Genomic DNA, 14,313 nt, shown 5'->3' with positions numbered 1-14,313 from the left:
GCTCAACCCGAGATGTGGTCGAGGCGCGTCCAGCCCCGCCATTCGAGGAAGGCGAGCGCGAGGTCGAGGCGGATTTTGAACTGGATAGCGTCCACTTCGAAACCCCACCGCGACTCCGTCATCGGCCCCGGCTGGCCTGCGAGCGAACCGCGCACGAACCCATCCATCGTCGCCGGGTCGGCGATCAGGTAGGACGTGGCGGCGTCGGTCAGGCGGGGTTCGGTAACGATGGTGAGCCGACCGGCCAACGGGTTGACGTTGCCCGCTTCCGCCGCCGTGACGCTTGCCAGAGCACGGATCGCGGTGGGTTCGAACTCGGTCGGGACCAGCCAGAGGCTCGGGGTCCGGCCGATCATCACGTCGCCCTTGCCCTTGCGTTTGGGCATAGCGGACCGGGCTGCCAGCAGGGAGTCGATGACCGTGTTCACCGAGACGGTATCGAGTTCTTCGATGTTGCCCCGGCTCGCGTGGAAGACGGGGTTGCCGTCCGCCATGGTCGGGCCTGCGTGCGTCGCCTGTTCCAGATACGCGACCGCGCGGTCCGCAACATCAGCAGCAAGGCGGCGGCCCTGAGCCTGCGACATGTTCGCGAGTGCCCCGCCGCCGTTGATATAGGCGTAGCGCGAGATGTCGGTGATGCCGCCGATGGTGAACAGGCGGTAGGTCTCGCCGGTCTCGTCAACGTAGGAGTGCTTGAACTCGCCCTGTTCCGAAACCTTGTCCACGCTGAGCGTGGTCCAGTCCACCATGGCTTCGGTGACCGGCCGGAAGTCGGGCAGGGTCCGGCTCCCCATCGTCGCCACAATGGGCGATGCCGCCGCTTCGTAGGAGCGGCGGACCGAGATGCCAACGGCGTCCCCGGCAATCAGGGGCAGGTCCGACGTTCCGAGCGCACGGGTCATCGACTCGAAGCCGGTGATCCGGTGACCGGAGCGGCGCAGGTATTCAGCCTGCATCTCCTGCCAGTCGAAGCCCGCCAGATCGCGGGCCGCGCCTTCGGTCGGCCGCTCTCCGGTCAGGTGGCCGGTGATCGCTTCGGTCATGGCGCGGCGCAGGTTGGCCGGATCGTCCGTCGTCGTGGCGTTGTGCCCGGTGGTGCGGATGGTAACCGGCGGCCGGGCAGCCCGGATCGCAATCGCGGTTTCGCGACCGTCAGCGCGAATTTCGTCGTCGCTGATTTCATCCCCGGCGCTTTCCATGCGGGTCTGCCAGTCTTCGGGCAGGTTGTGAGCGGCCGCAACGCGGGCGATCAGCCCGGCGCGGCCGTCTTCGATATTGTCCTTCGGCATCTGATCGCTCCTGAAGGTTGCTCCCGGGTCCGCCGGGACGGCGACGGCCGAAACTTCCCTGATTTGCCATGCGGAGGCCGTCTTGATCCGCTGGCGGGTTTGGGGATCGGTGCTTTCGATCCAGCGGGTCACCACGTATCCGACGCTCACGCCCCGGATGGTGCCTTCCCTGATCTTCTGAACTGTGCTCGCCGCGTCCGGCGCGTCCGACAGGTGGATAGTGGCTACCAGCGCGCCGATCTCTGTCCGCACTGACTCCACAACACCGATCACGTCGCGTGCGCTGTGCTGCCGGTGTCCGTCCAGAACCGGAGCGCCGATGAGCCGCGAGGAGTCCAGACCCGCCGGGTCCAGCCTTTCCACATAGCCATTGCGGGCCACGGGGGCGAAGGTGCTGATGGTCGCGTCCACCGTGCCGGACTGCGTGTCCAGCGACGACGGTGCCAGCGTGGCGTGACGGGTCAGCGTTTCGAGAACAGGCGCAGGCATTTTTCGAAAACTTTCGTTTGGCGGTCCAACTTCCGGCCCGTATCGGGGCAACGGACGAAGGCGGCCCGGTTGATGTTCATCGTGAGGCGCGGAAGCGTCGCGGGGTCCGGCTGCCACGGTCGGAGGTAGACTCCTCTAGGCATCGGTTTTCTCCCCCGGACGTTCAGCCTTTGGCGGAGCACCAAAGCTCAGGCCAAGTTCTGCTTCGCGCTTCCGGTCGGCAGCGATCTCGGCATCCAGCGTTTCAACGTTGTAGCCAAGTTCGGCTACGGCCTGTCGGCGCGACAAGAGCCCGAGGCTGAGCATCGTCGCGGTAGCATCGGCATCCTTGGCCGGATCGAGCCACGGCATCGGCGGCGGGTAGTGCTCCGCCGAGAGGTATGCCGCCGGGTCGGCCTCGAAGTCCGGCGCTGCGATTTCGCCTCGCAGAACCAGCGACGTTACCGACCGGGCGAAGATCGGATCGCACATCTGCGGGATGATCGTATCGAACTGGATTTGAGCGAGGCGCTGCTTGAAAGCGATCATGCCAGCCCGCAGGCTGCCGTAGGACGCTTCCCGCAGATCGTTGCTGACCAGATGGGCCGGGACACCGAGACCAGCGCTCACCGCGCGAATTTGGTGGCCCACGAACTCTGCGGTCTGCTGCGCCTGCTGCGGCGTGCTGAAGCGGATGTCGAAGCCGCCCGGCAGGCGTTGAAGGGTGCCCGGTTCCAGCGAGGGCAGCGCTTCGCCGTCGAACGGATCGCCGCCAGAGTTGTTCTGATCCACGAGGAAACCCGCAAACAGAGCGGCCGTTTTAGCTCCGACCAGCAGAGCATCTTCCAGCCCGTCGATTTCGGCGAGACGCAGGAGGATCGGCGCGAGCCAAGAGGTTCCGCGAACCTGTCCGGCGGCCAGCGGGGCGAAGAGGTGGATCACGTCTTCGGCGGGGACGATGGTGGTTTCGCCGGAGTAGGCGAACGCTTCGGTGGGGCGCGATTTCAGGAAACGATATCCGGTGCGGCGGCCTTGCGCGTCGAAGTGAACTCCGGCCACGGAATAGGTGCCGTTTGCGTGTTCAACGGTGTCGGACTCGTCGCACATTTCCGCCGGAACCAGCCTCAGGCGCAGGCCCTCCGGGTGGTCCTCGAAGATCAGGAATGCTTCGCCGTCCGCGATCATCGCCCGGACCGCAGCTGACATGAGCCCCCATAGCGACGTGCGGCACTCCACATCGGCAACCTTGGCCCATTGAGCGAAGGCAGCGCCGATCTCGGTTCGAACAGCCGGGTCGAGGTGCTGAGCGGAGGGGGTAATACCCGTGCCCGTCAGACCAGTCACCAGTGCGTTGACACCGTTCTGTGCCCATCCGTTGTTCGCGTAGAAGAACCGGGCGCGGGACCGGAGCGGTCCGGCGGCTGCCAGCGTCTCCGGGCCGGTCCGGCCGAAGCTCGGGTTCGCGGACCAGCGGCGACCCCCGGCAGCGGCTTCAAATGCGCGCACCCGCGCCGGGGCAGCCGGGCGGGTCCAAATGCGTTCGATAGTGCGGGCGAACGGGAATGCCATGGCTTAGCCGTCGGCCTCGATGTCGTCGAGGATTTCGCGGATCAGGCGCGAAGCGTGCAGCGAGAAGGTGGCGACGGGCTCTTCCGGTGCAGCGTCTGCGAACACTCGATCCGCGACGGCGGCCGATGCCGGATCGTCATCCGGCCAACCGGCAGCGAAGCCGAGGCGGCTGCCACGGAAGAGGCGGAGGTTGAAGTCGAAGGTCTCTCCGTCGCGGACGCGGGCAACCCCTTCTTCGATGGGCGTCATGGCGCGTTCGCCGCCTTCCACGACTACTCGCCGGGCCGGGCCGGTGGGCTGGTTCTGCATCGCCCGCGCAAGTGCATCCAGAACCCACCTGTCGGACAGGAGGCCGCTGGCTACGTGCAGCAGGCGCAAAGCGCAGACGCTGGGCAGGCTGTAGAGGTCTGCCCGGCCCTGCCGGTCGGCGGGCGACAGGTAATGGCGCTGGGTGAGGTTGCGGAGCGCTTTGTCGAGCGCGGCTTTTTCCTCATCCGGGACGGAGTCGATCCGTCCGAACGAGGCTGCGGCTTCTTTGATCGTGTGCATAAAGGGGCTCCCATAAACTTATCGACTCTATAACTCAGAAATAAGTTGTTTGGCAAGGCTAAATTCGCTACCACTCGAGTCGGCGCGTCGGGGGGCGCGTCATGTCGAGAGCCAATGCGGGGGGCGGACTGCGGTTCGCCCCTCGTCGCATCAGAGGAAGCACATGCAGATCATAGCGTTTGATTTTGACCCGGAGTCGGGAAGAATGGTGCCCGTGACGGCAGAGGTTCTTCGCGAACAAACGGAATTTTGGACTTTGCCGCCCTCGGGGCTCACGACATGGGAGCGCGAAGAGTGGCGAAAAGGCCGGAAATTCGGCCTTTCCAAAGGTATGAGTGCTGAGAAGGCTTGGTATTTCGCAAGCTGGGGCATCGCCCGAGCACGGGGCCGATGAGTCGTTAGTCTAACTCTTCTAGATCACAGTCGCGCGGCAACTAAGCTTTCTATATCGTCCAGCGTTGAGGCCTTGGCGCAGAACCCGATATGCATCATGATGTTAGTTCTGGATATGGCTTTTGACGTGGGCGCGGGTTGAACAAGTATATCGCCATCGGCAGTCACCTGCGGTCCTGAGTGTAGGAGGCCGAGAAAGTAGATCGATGGGCCTCCGATTTGAATCCCCATACCCGCGACACCTTCTGGTCCGTCGAGAATCGGTACCATGCCATCGAAATATGCGAAAACAGGTGATCCAGACGATCCACCGAACGCGGCGATATCAACAACAAAATCTGTCCTGCCTTGAAAGTTGATAGTGTATGGCGCTGCGAGTATGCCTCTACGCATTACTGGCATGTTGTTTTGTTCATCGGCCAATCCGTTCGGGAACCCAATCATCAAAACGGATGTTCCCGCTGTGAGGAAAGGGCTGAGGGCTCCCGGGGGGGCAATTCTGGAATCAATCGAGAGCATGTAGGGGTCGAGGCCTGACTTTGCCTTGAAGTCTTCCAGAAGCGGAGCGCAGGCGATAGCGGTGACATCCACGCCGGGATCGGGGTGGTCGAAAATCGTTACCGAATTTATGTCGAATTTATATCTATAAGCGGGTCCAAAGTGCCTGCTTCCGTCCGGGTTTCTTTTCGCAATTTCAATAACGCACCAAGTGGCATCTTTTAAAACATGCTTGTTTGTGACGATCAGCGGAACAAACTGGCCCTTTTCAGTGCCAGCGCTAGAGGTGTAATAGAATCCGGTGCCTACATTGGTCTTTGTCGGGTCCGAGTTTCCCGAAATTATCCGTATGACGCAGTAAGGCAGTCCCGCAAACCCTTCAGTGCGTCCTGCGGTCAGACCCTGATCTTTATTTTCCTCGGTCAAAGCTCAAACTCCCGAAAGCCATTTGCTTCGAATGACCGTAAGCGATTTCTTCGCTCCGGTCACGCTCGCAACCTCTTCTTCGCGTCGGTCAAGATTCAACCCAACAAGGGTTCGGGCGGCAAGGGCGTAGGTTACGGCATCAAGTGTCTCAGCGCGCTTCCCGGCAATCCGCTCGAAGCGGCGGACCGGCTGCCCCTTGTAGTATCTCACCACGCGGCGTTCCGAGGTCAGTTGCTCGAAGAAAACAGGTTCCAGATCGGCCGAAAACCGGAATGTGTCGCCACGTGCGAGCCGATTGAACAACTGGGCTTTCACCGCGTCTACGCCAACAAGAAAGAGGGGGGCTCCATTGCTCCGGGACCGTTGAAGGAAGGGCCGTGAGAAGCCCGGCACGCCCTTTCCCGAGACGATCCGGCGGCCGAACCGCGACCGGGTGAAACTGTGAACGAGGTCGGCGTGCCCGCCGTCGCCGGAGTCGATCACGGCCGCGTCGCAGCGCAGCACGCCACCGGCCGGATGTCGCCAGATCGTTTTCAGCGCATCGTCCAGTTCAAGCCATGTTGTGTCGGCGTCGATTGCGCCCCAAATGACGGAATGGGCGAGCACGTATGTTTCGTCGCCCTTACCGTGCCCGAGGAAGACTAGTTCCAGCCTGTCATCCTGACAATCTACCCCGGCTGTGATGACCAGAACTTCGGAAGGCAGTCGGTCGGGCAGCCCGAACGGTTCGCGCTTTGCGGCAAGCTCGTGTTCGTCCAGATCGTCCTGGGCTTCGCGCCATGGCTCGCCAAGCGTCAGGTTCACGAAGGTCTGCAAAGTAGCCGGGTTGTCCTTTGCTCGCAGAAATTCGGCCGCCAAGATGCCCCATGCGGCGTTCGCGTGGGGGCTGACGAGGGCGTTCACCTTAAATCCCGCGTGGCCGGTGACATGCGGTGCGGTCACGCGCCAGCGGCCGCCTTCCACCATGGCAGCCTTCAGCCGTTCGGCGATAAGGGTTTGGCACGAAGGGCAGCGCCATGCGGCCCCTGCGGGTTGCCCCTCGGGCCATTCTATCGCGGACCATTTGACCTCATTGAATGCTCCGCAGTTCGGGCACGGAACTTCGAACACGCGCTGATCGGATTCCGCATAAAGTCGGCTGACAGGGCCATGGTCGAAGACGGGCGTGCTGCCCGCCAGTATCTTCCGATCCGGGAAGGCGAGGGTCCGCATCTCCGCCAACTTGATCGGGTCACCTTCCTGCCCGATTTCAAAGCCGTCGATCTCGTCCAGCAACAGCACCTTGGCATTGTGGCGACGCAGGTTCCGGGGTGATTTCGCGGCCACCAGCTTCAGGCTGCCCCCGGCGAACCGCTTTGCCAGAAGGGTGCTGCGGCCGGTCTCGTCGGCTTCAGCGTCCAGCAGGCCCCGCAACGCCGGGCTAGCGTCGAAGGTGCCTTCGATGTCGCCTACAGCATAGTCCCTGCAATCGTCCTGCGTCGGTAGCACGGCCAAGATCGGGCAAGGGGCGTTGCCAACGTAGTTGGCGATCACGGCCGTCAACAGGCTAGTGTAGCCGATCCGCGCAGACTTCTGGACCGTGATCCGGGCTATCGCCGGGTCGTCAATGGCTTCGCAGATTCCGCGCTGATAGTTCCAGAGGCGGACCTTGCCGGGCAGGGCCGAAACCGTTGCGGGAAAGTGGATCGTTGACTCGATCCATTCCGCCAGCGGCAGCACCGGCGGCGGCTTCAGAGCGGCGAGCGCACGGCGGCGTGTCAAGGTGAGTGCGTCACCCATCGGACAGTTCCTCCAAGACTGCCCGAACCTCGCGGTCCAACGTTTCCACATCGTGAGCGGTGAGGTGACCGAGGCGGCTGGCGGCGCGGGTGGGCAAGGCGAGAAGAGCGGCCCGAACGTCTCGGAGCACGCTCGCCCACTCGCGCTCTACGTCGCCAGCAGCAAGAAGATCGCCAGCGGCTTTTCGGTTCTGAAGTTCGATCTTCTCAGCGCTGGCGCGCGCCAGCCTAACCTTTTGCTCGTTCAGTTCCGGGTTCGCGGCGAGGGTGCTTCCACGGGAGCGGATGGAGTCGACGTAGGCCCGGACTGCGGGTTTCAGGTCGAAACCTCCATCTTCACGGCGCGGTATCTTTCCATCTCGGGCGTGAGCATTCACCCGCGCTGCGCTGAGGCCGAGATAAATTCCGAGTTCGGCGGCAGTGATCCCCGGCGTTCCGGCCATAGCAATGATCCCGGATTCCTCTTCGATGCTGATAGGGCTGAAGGTCATAGCGTCATCTTCTTATGGTAATGGCGGGAACCGTGGGAACGGTGGGAACGGCAGGAACCGTGGGAAAACGGATTCCCGATTTCGAAATTTCTGTTGGGGGCCGAAATGTCGCGGTCAGCGCTCCCCCCGGGACGCCCCCCGCGTAAGGTAGCTGCTACTTTACCGACTTTCCCACGGTTCCCGCCGTTCCCAGCGGGGCACGAACGGGCAATGTCACATGTGTCACATGCCTTCCGGTTAACCCTCCATGCGCATGTGTGTGTGCGCGCGCGCGCAATAGCGATAGAACCGGAAAGCATGTGACTCATGTGACAAACACTAAGTTTCAATGGCTTAGACAAGGCTCGCAATCTCCTCGTCGTCGCTCTTCAGGCGCAAACCCACGAATCCGCGCTGCCGGTTTGTCCTCACGCGGCCCTTGCTCTTGAAGCCATTCCCCGAGAGCCTTTCAGCGAAGTCGCCCTTGGGGTCTCCGGCGTATACACCTGCTGCCGCCGCAAAGCGGTCCCACGACTTGAACAGGTCCGAGGTGGACTCCTCGCAGTCGCTCCCCAGCACGCATTCCTCCCGCAGCCACCGGGTGAAGGGGTCCTGTTCTTCGAAGTATTGCTGTGTAGCTCGCTCCACTACGCCCGGCCGCCCGAGCCCGTCCCGCTGCCAGTCCAGCGCACCAGAAATTGCCCACGACAGGATGCCGGGCCACTCCTGTTTCAGTTTGTCGGTCAGGTGCTCATCGCGTGTCGCGGGCGGGTGATCGAACGGCAGGATCAGGAAGCGTCTCTTGATCGCGGAGTCCACGTTTTCGAGTGCCGGGGCGTTGTTGCCCACGATGGTCAGCTTGAAGGCCGGACGGAAGTCGAAGCTATCCTGGCGCATGAACCGGGCGGTGATGGTGTCTCCGCCGGTCAGGCTCTTGATGCGGTTCTCCGCCCAACGCGACCCGCGTTCCGTCTCGCTCGCATAGGCCATTCTCGGCCCGTGCAGTCGGGCCAGTTCTTCCGGGTGCGCCTCGTGCTTCTTCGCCGTCAACGTGGATGTGGCAACGCCGATAGAATACTCCCCCATCACTTCGGCCAACACCATGATCGCCGTTGTCTTGCCTGAGCCGCCGGGACCAAAGATGAAGAGCAATACTTGCTCGCGCGTCGCGCCTGTGAGGTTGTATCCGGCCCACCGCTGGAAGAAGCTCACAGCATCAGTGTCACCGCCGAGGGCTTGGTCGAGGAAAGCGAGCCACTGCGGGCAATCTCGCTTGGGGTCGAAGTCGTCCAACGGGATCGGCGGGACTGCGGTGCTCTTAGAGATATAGTCTTCCGGTCTACCGTGCCGAAGCTGACCCGTTGTCAGGTCTACAACCCCACCGGGGGTGCCCAGCAGCATTGGCGCAGCATCCCATGACGTGGCGGTGAACGAGAACTCACGTGCAGCACGCGCCCCGCGTTCGATTGCCTCCCATGCCGGGACTGACTTCAGGGCGCGAGCCCTCGGGTCGCGGGCAGCCATCTCGACCGCCACGGCGCGGGAGTAGTGAAGCGCAAGCTTGGTCTTCTCCCGTCGCCAGATGTTGCCATCGAAGCGGAACCACCGCCCGGCATCATTGTCGAAAAGCATTTCCCCAGCGTAGGTCGCGGCGAAGGCTTTGATTGCTCCGTCGTGGTCGAGTGCAAAATCTTCGAAGGGGTCTTCAGTCTGGGGTTCTTCGCCGCCCGGGTGCTGGTGTCGCCAGCACCAGTCGAAGTCTTCTTCCCACTCTTCACGCGGTCGTGTGGCGATTTTGGCGGCCTCGCGGCCGTAGACCTGCGCCAGAAGCTCGGGGATGGACCGGACGCGATCATGCCAGCGTGTATCACGGGCCTCTTCCGGCACTTCATTGAACGCCGCCAGCAGCTTTTCCCCGACCCGCAGCAGCGGCTCACCCAATGCCGCCCAATGGCCAGCCAGACGGATTGCCGACATGTGATAATCGGTGCTGGTGCGGATTGCTTTCAGCGCCGCCGCTTCGTCCAGACGGCCATCCTTTCCGTTTGCCTTAGCGATGCGGCCCGGCTTCCCTTTCGCCACGGCATCAAGCTCGGATGCGGTATTTAGATACCGCCCGTCGACCACGATGGTTTCGACAGGCGGGCTGCCTTCTTCCGTGCCGAAGTAGTAGGCTTGGCTGAGCGTGAAGGACTCCGCCGCCAGAGCGCCGCCCAGCACACCGTTCAACCGGGCCATGTGCTTTGCTCGCTCTTCGGACTTCAGGGGGCTGCTGAAGGGGCACAGGACGCGCCAGCGCGGCCCTTTGCCCGCCTTCATGTGGCTGGCGGTGGTGTAGATCAGCGCGAGGATGTCCGCGTTCCTCAGCCGATTAGCAGCTTCCTCAGGCGTCATCGTCCCGGCGTCGTGGTCGCCTTCAACGCCAGTGACCGACTCCACATTGGCATCATGGCGCAGGCATCGTTTCGCCGTTCGGTTCGGGCCGAAGGTCGCCAGCTTGATCCACGGCAGGAACCCTTTCTCATCGGCAGTCTTGGCCCGGATCATGGCTTCAATTTCGATGAGCGATGCGGATCGTTCGATCTTTCGATATGCGAACTCGTCCGCGAAGATGGTGAAAGCGAAGGGTCGATCTTGCCCCGGGCGATCTTTGGAGGTATTATGATACTCAGGCATTGCTTCCTCGCGTGTCGAATTATTGGCCCCCGCTGGTGTGCTGCCCAGCGGGGGCCTTCTCGTTTCACGGGAAGGTTTGGTCGGCCCTCATTCTAACTGGAAACCCTCGGCTGTTACAGAGGGGATAGAGGCCCGGCGGCCCGCCCGATCAGTTGGCGTTTCTGCTCTAACCCATTGATGTAAAAGGGGGGCAAAATGCCCCGGTTGGGCAGAAAGTCGTTTGTTTTCAACTGAGCGTGTTGGACTCCAAAACCGAGGGTCGCGGGTTCGAGTCCTGCTGCCCCTGCCAGTTTTTTTGGAAATCATTGTCGTTGATGTGCTCTTTCCGGGCGCGTCCTTGTTCGGGCTGAGTGCGGGACTGATCGCACCGGCTGCGCCGGTCCGATCCGGGGGGCGCTGCCCCCCGCCAGCAAAGCGGGGCTTTGCCGCCCCCCGGGATATATCAGGACCAGAGAAGGCAGGGGCGGGGCAGCACTGCGGAGGTCGCTTGAATTCGGGGGGCGGGCCGGTTATGTCACCGAACGGTTCCGGCGCAGGGCGTGGAGCCCGAGACGTGGCGAGAGAGAGTGCTGACATGGCCAATCCGATCCAGTTCATCAACCAGACCCGGGCCGAGATCGCCAAGGTTTCCTGGCCGACACGGCGCGAAGTTCTGCTGACCACCGTGATGGTTTTCATCATGGCCACGTTGACGGCCGTGTTTTTTGCGCTGGTTGATCTGGGGATCCGCAGCGGGCTTCAGGGAATTCTGGGGCTGTTCGGCTAGCTCAGGCGGAGCGGCTGCGGCGCGAAAGCCTTGCCTTGGGACGCTCGAATCGCTAGGTGACGGCCAATCCCCCTGACATGGCGCGCCGCGATTCGAGTAGCGCGCCGCTTTTTTTGGGGCGAGGCGGGCCGTGGTTCGCGAGGCAATGGAATACCCGGCACAGGCCGGTCGAAAAAGGATCGAAGCGAGATGGCAAAGCGGTGGTACTCGGTCAGTGTTCTCTCGAATTTCGAGAAGAAGATCGCCGAGCAGATCCGGACCTCCGTGGCTGAAAACGGGCTGGAGGACGAGATCGAGGAAGTTCTCGTTCCGACCGAAGAGGTCATCGAGATCCGCCGCGGCAAGAAGGTGACGACGGAGCGGCGTTTCATGCCCGGCTATGTGCTGGTGCGCATGGAGATGTCGGACCGTGGCTATCACCTGATCAATTCGATCAACCGCGTCACCGGGTTCCTGGGCCCGCAGGGCCGTCCGATGCCGATGCGCGATGCCGAGGTCTCTGCGATCCTGGGCCGTGTGGCCGAGGGCGAGGAAGCGCCGCGCACGCTGATTCATTTCGAGGTTGGCGAGAAGGTCAAGGTCAACGACGGTCCGTTCGAAGACTTCACCGGCATGATCGAGGAAGTGGACGACGACAATCAGCGCCTGAAGGTGTCGGTGTCGATCTTTGGTCGCGAGACCCCGGTCGAGCTGGAATATACCCAGGTCACCAAGCAGGCTTGACGGCATGGCGGCGGGGGCATTCGACAGGGCCCTCGACGCGCTTGACGACCTGACGGGACAGGCTGATCCGGATCTGGCCGGGCTGTCCCGGACCCTGTCTTCTCTCAAAGAGACGCGCCCGGCGGAGCTGACTGCGGCGCAGGCGCGGCGGCTGATCGGGGGCTGCACCGCGCTGCTCGGGATCGGGCCTTTGCCATTTCGTCCGGCGGGCGGGGAGCTGTGGCAGCTGCAGCGCCTGACCTATCAGGCAGAAGAGCTGCTGTTGGGCTGTTTTGTCGATCAGGGCGCCGAGCACCGGGATTTCGTTCAGCATAGTGTAACGCGGGATCTGGCCTTTGGCCGGACACCGGCGGAGGGGGCACCGCGCGCTGCGGTCCCGCTTGCCCATATCGCGCTGGACCGGGCGGAGGCGACGTTGCTGATGGCGCCATTCCTTGCGGCGATGGAGCGGGCGCTGGCCGAAACCCCCTATGCCCATCTGAAATTCTGCTGGTCGGTGATGGAGGCCCCGCTGCCGCCGTTTTTCGGCGTGGTGCAGGACTGGCTGGCCGGGCTGGATGCCAAGGGGCGGGGGCAGGGCAGTCATCAGGCGTTGGCGCGGGCCTTTGCGCTGGTGTCGCTGGCCCGGGAGGGCAAACAGAAGCTGACCTGGGCAAATTGCGAGGCTCAACTGCTGCCACAGCTGGAGGATCCGCATCCTCTGGTGGCGGGGGCGGCCGGGCGCTATCTGGGGCAGCTGTACAACGAGCCCGAGCGGAATTTCGTGCGCAGCGCGCCGGAGCCGATGGCCTGGATGCTGGACCACCTCAGGGCCTTGCCGGTGAATCGTCGCGTGGTGGCTGGCGGCTTTCTCGACGGGTTGAACGTAGAATTCGACGGGGCCTTTTCGCGGCTGAGGTCGGATGCGCCTGGCTATGATATTGACGGCTGGGTGCTCGATATCTTTGCCGAGGGCGAGGCGGAGCCTTACCTGCCCTCGGCGCAGTCCTTCTGGTTCTATGTCCATGAGGAATATGCCTATGACCCGCCCTTTGTGATGCGGCTGATCGAGGCCGGGCACCTCTGGGAGGCGATGATGTGCGCGACAGAGGCGGGGCTGTCGGTCGAGGGGATGCGCCCGGTGCTGGAGCGGCTGGCGGCATCTCCGGATGAGGAGATCGCCGGGGCCGCCCGGGCTGCGCTTGGCGCGTCGGACGGCTGAGCGGTCCCGGATCGCCAAAGCCTGTTGCCATACGGGGGCAATGGCTTTAAGGGGTGCCACTCGTGCTGGGTCTCCGATTCCGGTGCATTCATTCGTGGGAGGCGCGGCGGTCGCGACCGTCAGACCTGACCACGCACACATATCCCGAAGGGCGCGCCCGGAGGGAGAGGCGTAGGATGGGTGATTTCACCCATCGCACGCGATGATACAGGAGATGGCCCATGGCCAAGAAGCTGATTGGCAGCCTCAAGCTGCAAGTGCCTGCCGGGCAGGCAAACCCGTCCCCGCCGGTTGGCCCCGCACTGGGTCAGCGCGGGATCAACATCATGGAATTCTGCAAGGCGTTCAACGCCAAGACGCAGGACATGGAGCCTGGCGCACCGTGCCCGACCGTGATTTCCTACTACCAGGACAAATCCTTCACGATGGAAATCAAGACGCCGCCCGCGTCTTATTACCTCAAGAAGGCCGCCAAGCTGAAATCCGGCTCCAAAGAGCCCGGCAAGTCGACGGCTGGCACCGTGAGCCTGGCTCAGGTCAAAGAAATCGCCGAAGCGAAGATGAAGGATCTGAACGCGAACTCCGTCGAGGGTGCGATGCAGATCATCATGGGCTCCGCCCGGTCCATGGGCATTGAGGTGAAGTAAGATGGCAAAGCTCGGAAAACGTACCACCGCTGCCCGTGAAGCTTTCGCCGGCAAAGAAAACATCTCTGTCGAGGAAGCCGTTACGCTGATCAAGGCGAACGCCAATGCGAAATTCGACGAAACCGTCGAGATCGCGATGAACCTCGGCGTCGATCCGCGCCACGCAGACCAGATGGTCCGCGGCGTTGTCGGACTGCCCAATGGTACCGGTAAAGACGTGCGCGTTGCCGTCTTCGCCCGTGGCCCCAAGGCGGACGAAGCCTCTGCCGCTGGTGCCGATATCGTTGGCGCCGAAGACCTGATGGAGACCATCCAGTCCGGCAAGATCGAGTTCGACCGCTGCATCGCGACCCCGGACATGATGCCGATCGTTGGCCGTCTGGGTAAGATCCTCGGCCCGCGTAACCTGATGCCGAACCCCAAGGTCGGCACGGTGACGATGGATGTGGCCGATGCCGTGAAAGCGGCCAAAGGCGGCGAAGTTCAGTTCAAGGCCGAGAAGGCCGGTGTCGTGCATGCCGGTGTCGGCAAGGTCTCCTTCGACGAGGCCAAGCTGGTCGAGAACATCCGCGCCTTTGTGGATGCCGTCTCCAAAGCCAAGCCGGCGGGCGCCAAGGGCACCTACATGAAGAAGGTCTCGCTGTCTTCTTCCATGGGCCCGGGCGTGAGCATCGCCGTGGAAAGCGCGACCGGCAACTGAGCCGATCCAAATTGAGAATCATGAAAGGCGGTGCCCCCGGGTGCCGCCTTTTTTTGTGACGTATTGATGACGATGACGGCGGCATCCGCGCAAGGGCGGGTGGATACCGGCTGTCACATTCAGGTTTTGCCGGTCGCGCAGGCTCCTCACGTATTTGTCA

The 14,313-nt window shown here is 62.8% G+C and carries 12 protein-coding genes; 5 read left to right on the top strand and 7 right to left on the bottom strand.

Annotated features, from left to right (window positions below; translation table 11 throughout):
- Nucleotides 1-2 precede the first annotated feature (2 nt).
- From ACRARG_RS07470 to ACRARG_RS07440, 7 genes are all read right to left on the bottom strand, one after another.
- Nucleotides 3-1,778, bottom strand: a complete 1,776-nt coding sequence (locus ACRARG_RS07470) for a phage major capsid protein (RefSeq protein WP_432689364.1) — start codon at nt 1,776-1,778, stop codon at nt 3-5.
- 135 nt (nt 1,779-1,913) lie between these two features.
- Nucleotides 1,914-3,326: a phage portal protein gene (locus ACRARG_RS07465; RefSeq protein ID WP_432689363.1), complete on the bottom strand. Its 1,413-nt coding sequence runs from the start codon at nt 3,324-3,326 to the stop codon at nt 1,914-1,916.
- 3 nt (nt 3,327-3,329) lie between these two features.
- Complete coding sequence (locus ACRARG_RS07460; protein ID WP_432689362.1) at nt 3,330-3,875, bottom strand: hypothetical protein; 546 nt, start codon at nt 3,873-3,875, stop codon at nt 3,330-3,332.
- Between the two features lie 417 nt (nt 3,876-4,292).
- On the bottom strand, nt 4,293-5,192 hold the full coding sequence (locus ACRARG_RS07455) for a S1 family peptidase (protein ID WP_432689361.1): 900 nt from the start codon (nt 5,190-5,192) through the stop codon (nt 4,293-4,295).
- 3 nt (nt 5,193-5,195) lie between these two features.
- Nucleotides 5,196-6,971: a phage terminase large subunit family protein gene (locus tag ACRARG_RS07450; RefSeq protein ID WP_432689360.1), complete on the bottom strand. Its 1,776-nt coding sequence runs from the start codon at nt 6,969-6,971 to the stop codon at nt 5,196-5,198.
- Entirely contained in the window at nt 6,964-7,461 is a 498-nt protein-coding gene (locus ACRARG_RS07445) for a hypothetical protein (protein ID WP_432689359.1), read from the bottom strand. Before ACRARG_RS07445 ends, ACRARG_RS07450 begins: the two co-directional genes overlap by 8 nt.
- A gap of 333 nt (nt 7,462-7,794) precedes the next feature.
- On the bottom strand, nt 7,795-10,116 hold the full coding sequence (locus ACRARG_RS07440) for a phage/plasmid primase, P4 family (protein WP_432689358.1): 2,322 nt from the start codon (nt 10,114-10,116) through the stop codon (nt 7,795-7,797).
- A gap of 574 nt (nt 10,117-10,690) precedes the next feature.
- Between ACRARG_RS07440 and secE the strand changes: the two genes are divergently transcribed.
- The 5 genes from secE to rplA all read left to right on the top strand — a co-directional run bounded on the left by secE (nt 10,691) and on the right by rplA (nt 14,153).
- Nucleotides 10,691-10,882: a preprotein translocase subunit SecE gene (secE, locus tag ACRARG_RS07435; RefSeq protein ID WP_432689357.1), complete on the top strand. Its 192-nt coding sequence runs from the start codon at nt 10,691-10,693 to the stop codon at nt 10,880-10,882.
- Nucleotides 10,883-11,071: 189 nt separating this feature from the next.
- Entirely contained in the window at nt 11,072-11,605 is a 534-nt protein-coding gene (gene nusG, locus ACRARG_RS07430; RefSeq protein ID WP_188475749.1) for a transcription termination/antitermination protein NusG, read from the top strand.
- Nucleotides 11,606-11,609: 4 nt separating this feature from the next.
- Nucleotides 11,610-12,806: a hypothetical protein gene (locus ACRARG_RS07425; RefSeq protein WP_432689356.1), complete on the top strand. Its 1,197-nt coding sequence runs from the start codon at nt 11,610-11,612 to the stop codon at nt 12,804-12,806.
- A 221-nt stretch (nt 12,807-13,027) separates the two neighbouring features.
- A complete protein-coding gene (gene rplK / locus ACRARG_RS07420) occupies nt 13,028-13,453 on the top strand; it encodes a 50S ribosomal protein L11 (RefSeq protein WP_432689355.1) in 426 nt (141 codons plus the stop codon).
- Nucleotide 13,454: 1 nt separating this feature from the next.
- Complete coding sequence (gene rplA, locus ACRARG_RS07415) at nt 13,455-14,153, top strand: 50S ribosomal protein L1 (RefSeq protein ID WP_432689354.1); 699 nt, start codon at nt 13,455-13,457, stop codon at nt 14,151-14,153.
- Nucleotides 14,154-14,313: the final 160 nt, after the last annotated feature.

Source organism: Pseudooceanicola profundi, assembly GCF_050897955.1.
Lineage (GTDB): Bacteria > Pseudomonadota > Alphaproteobacteria > Rhodobacterales > Rhodobacteraceae > Pseudooceanicola.
Note: the sequence above shows the minus strand (reverse complement) of the source record. Positions and strands in the feature narration are given on the sequence as shown.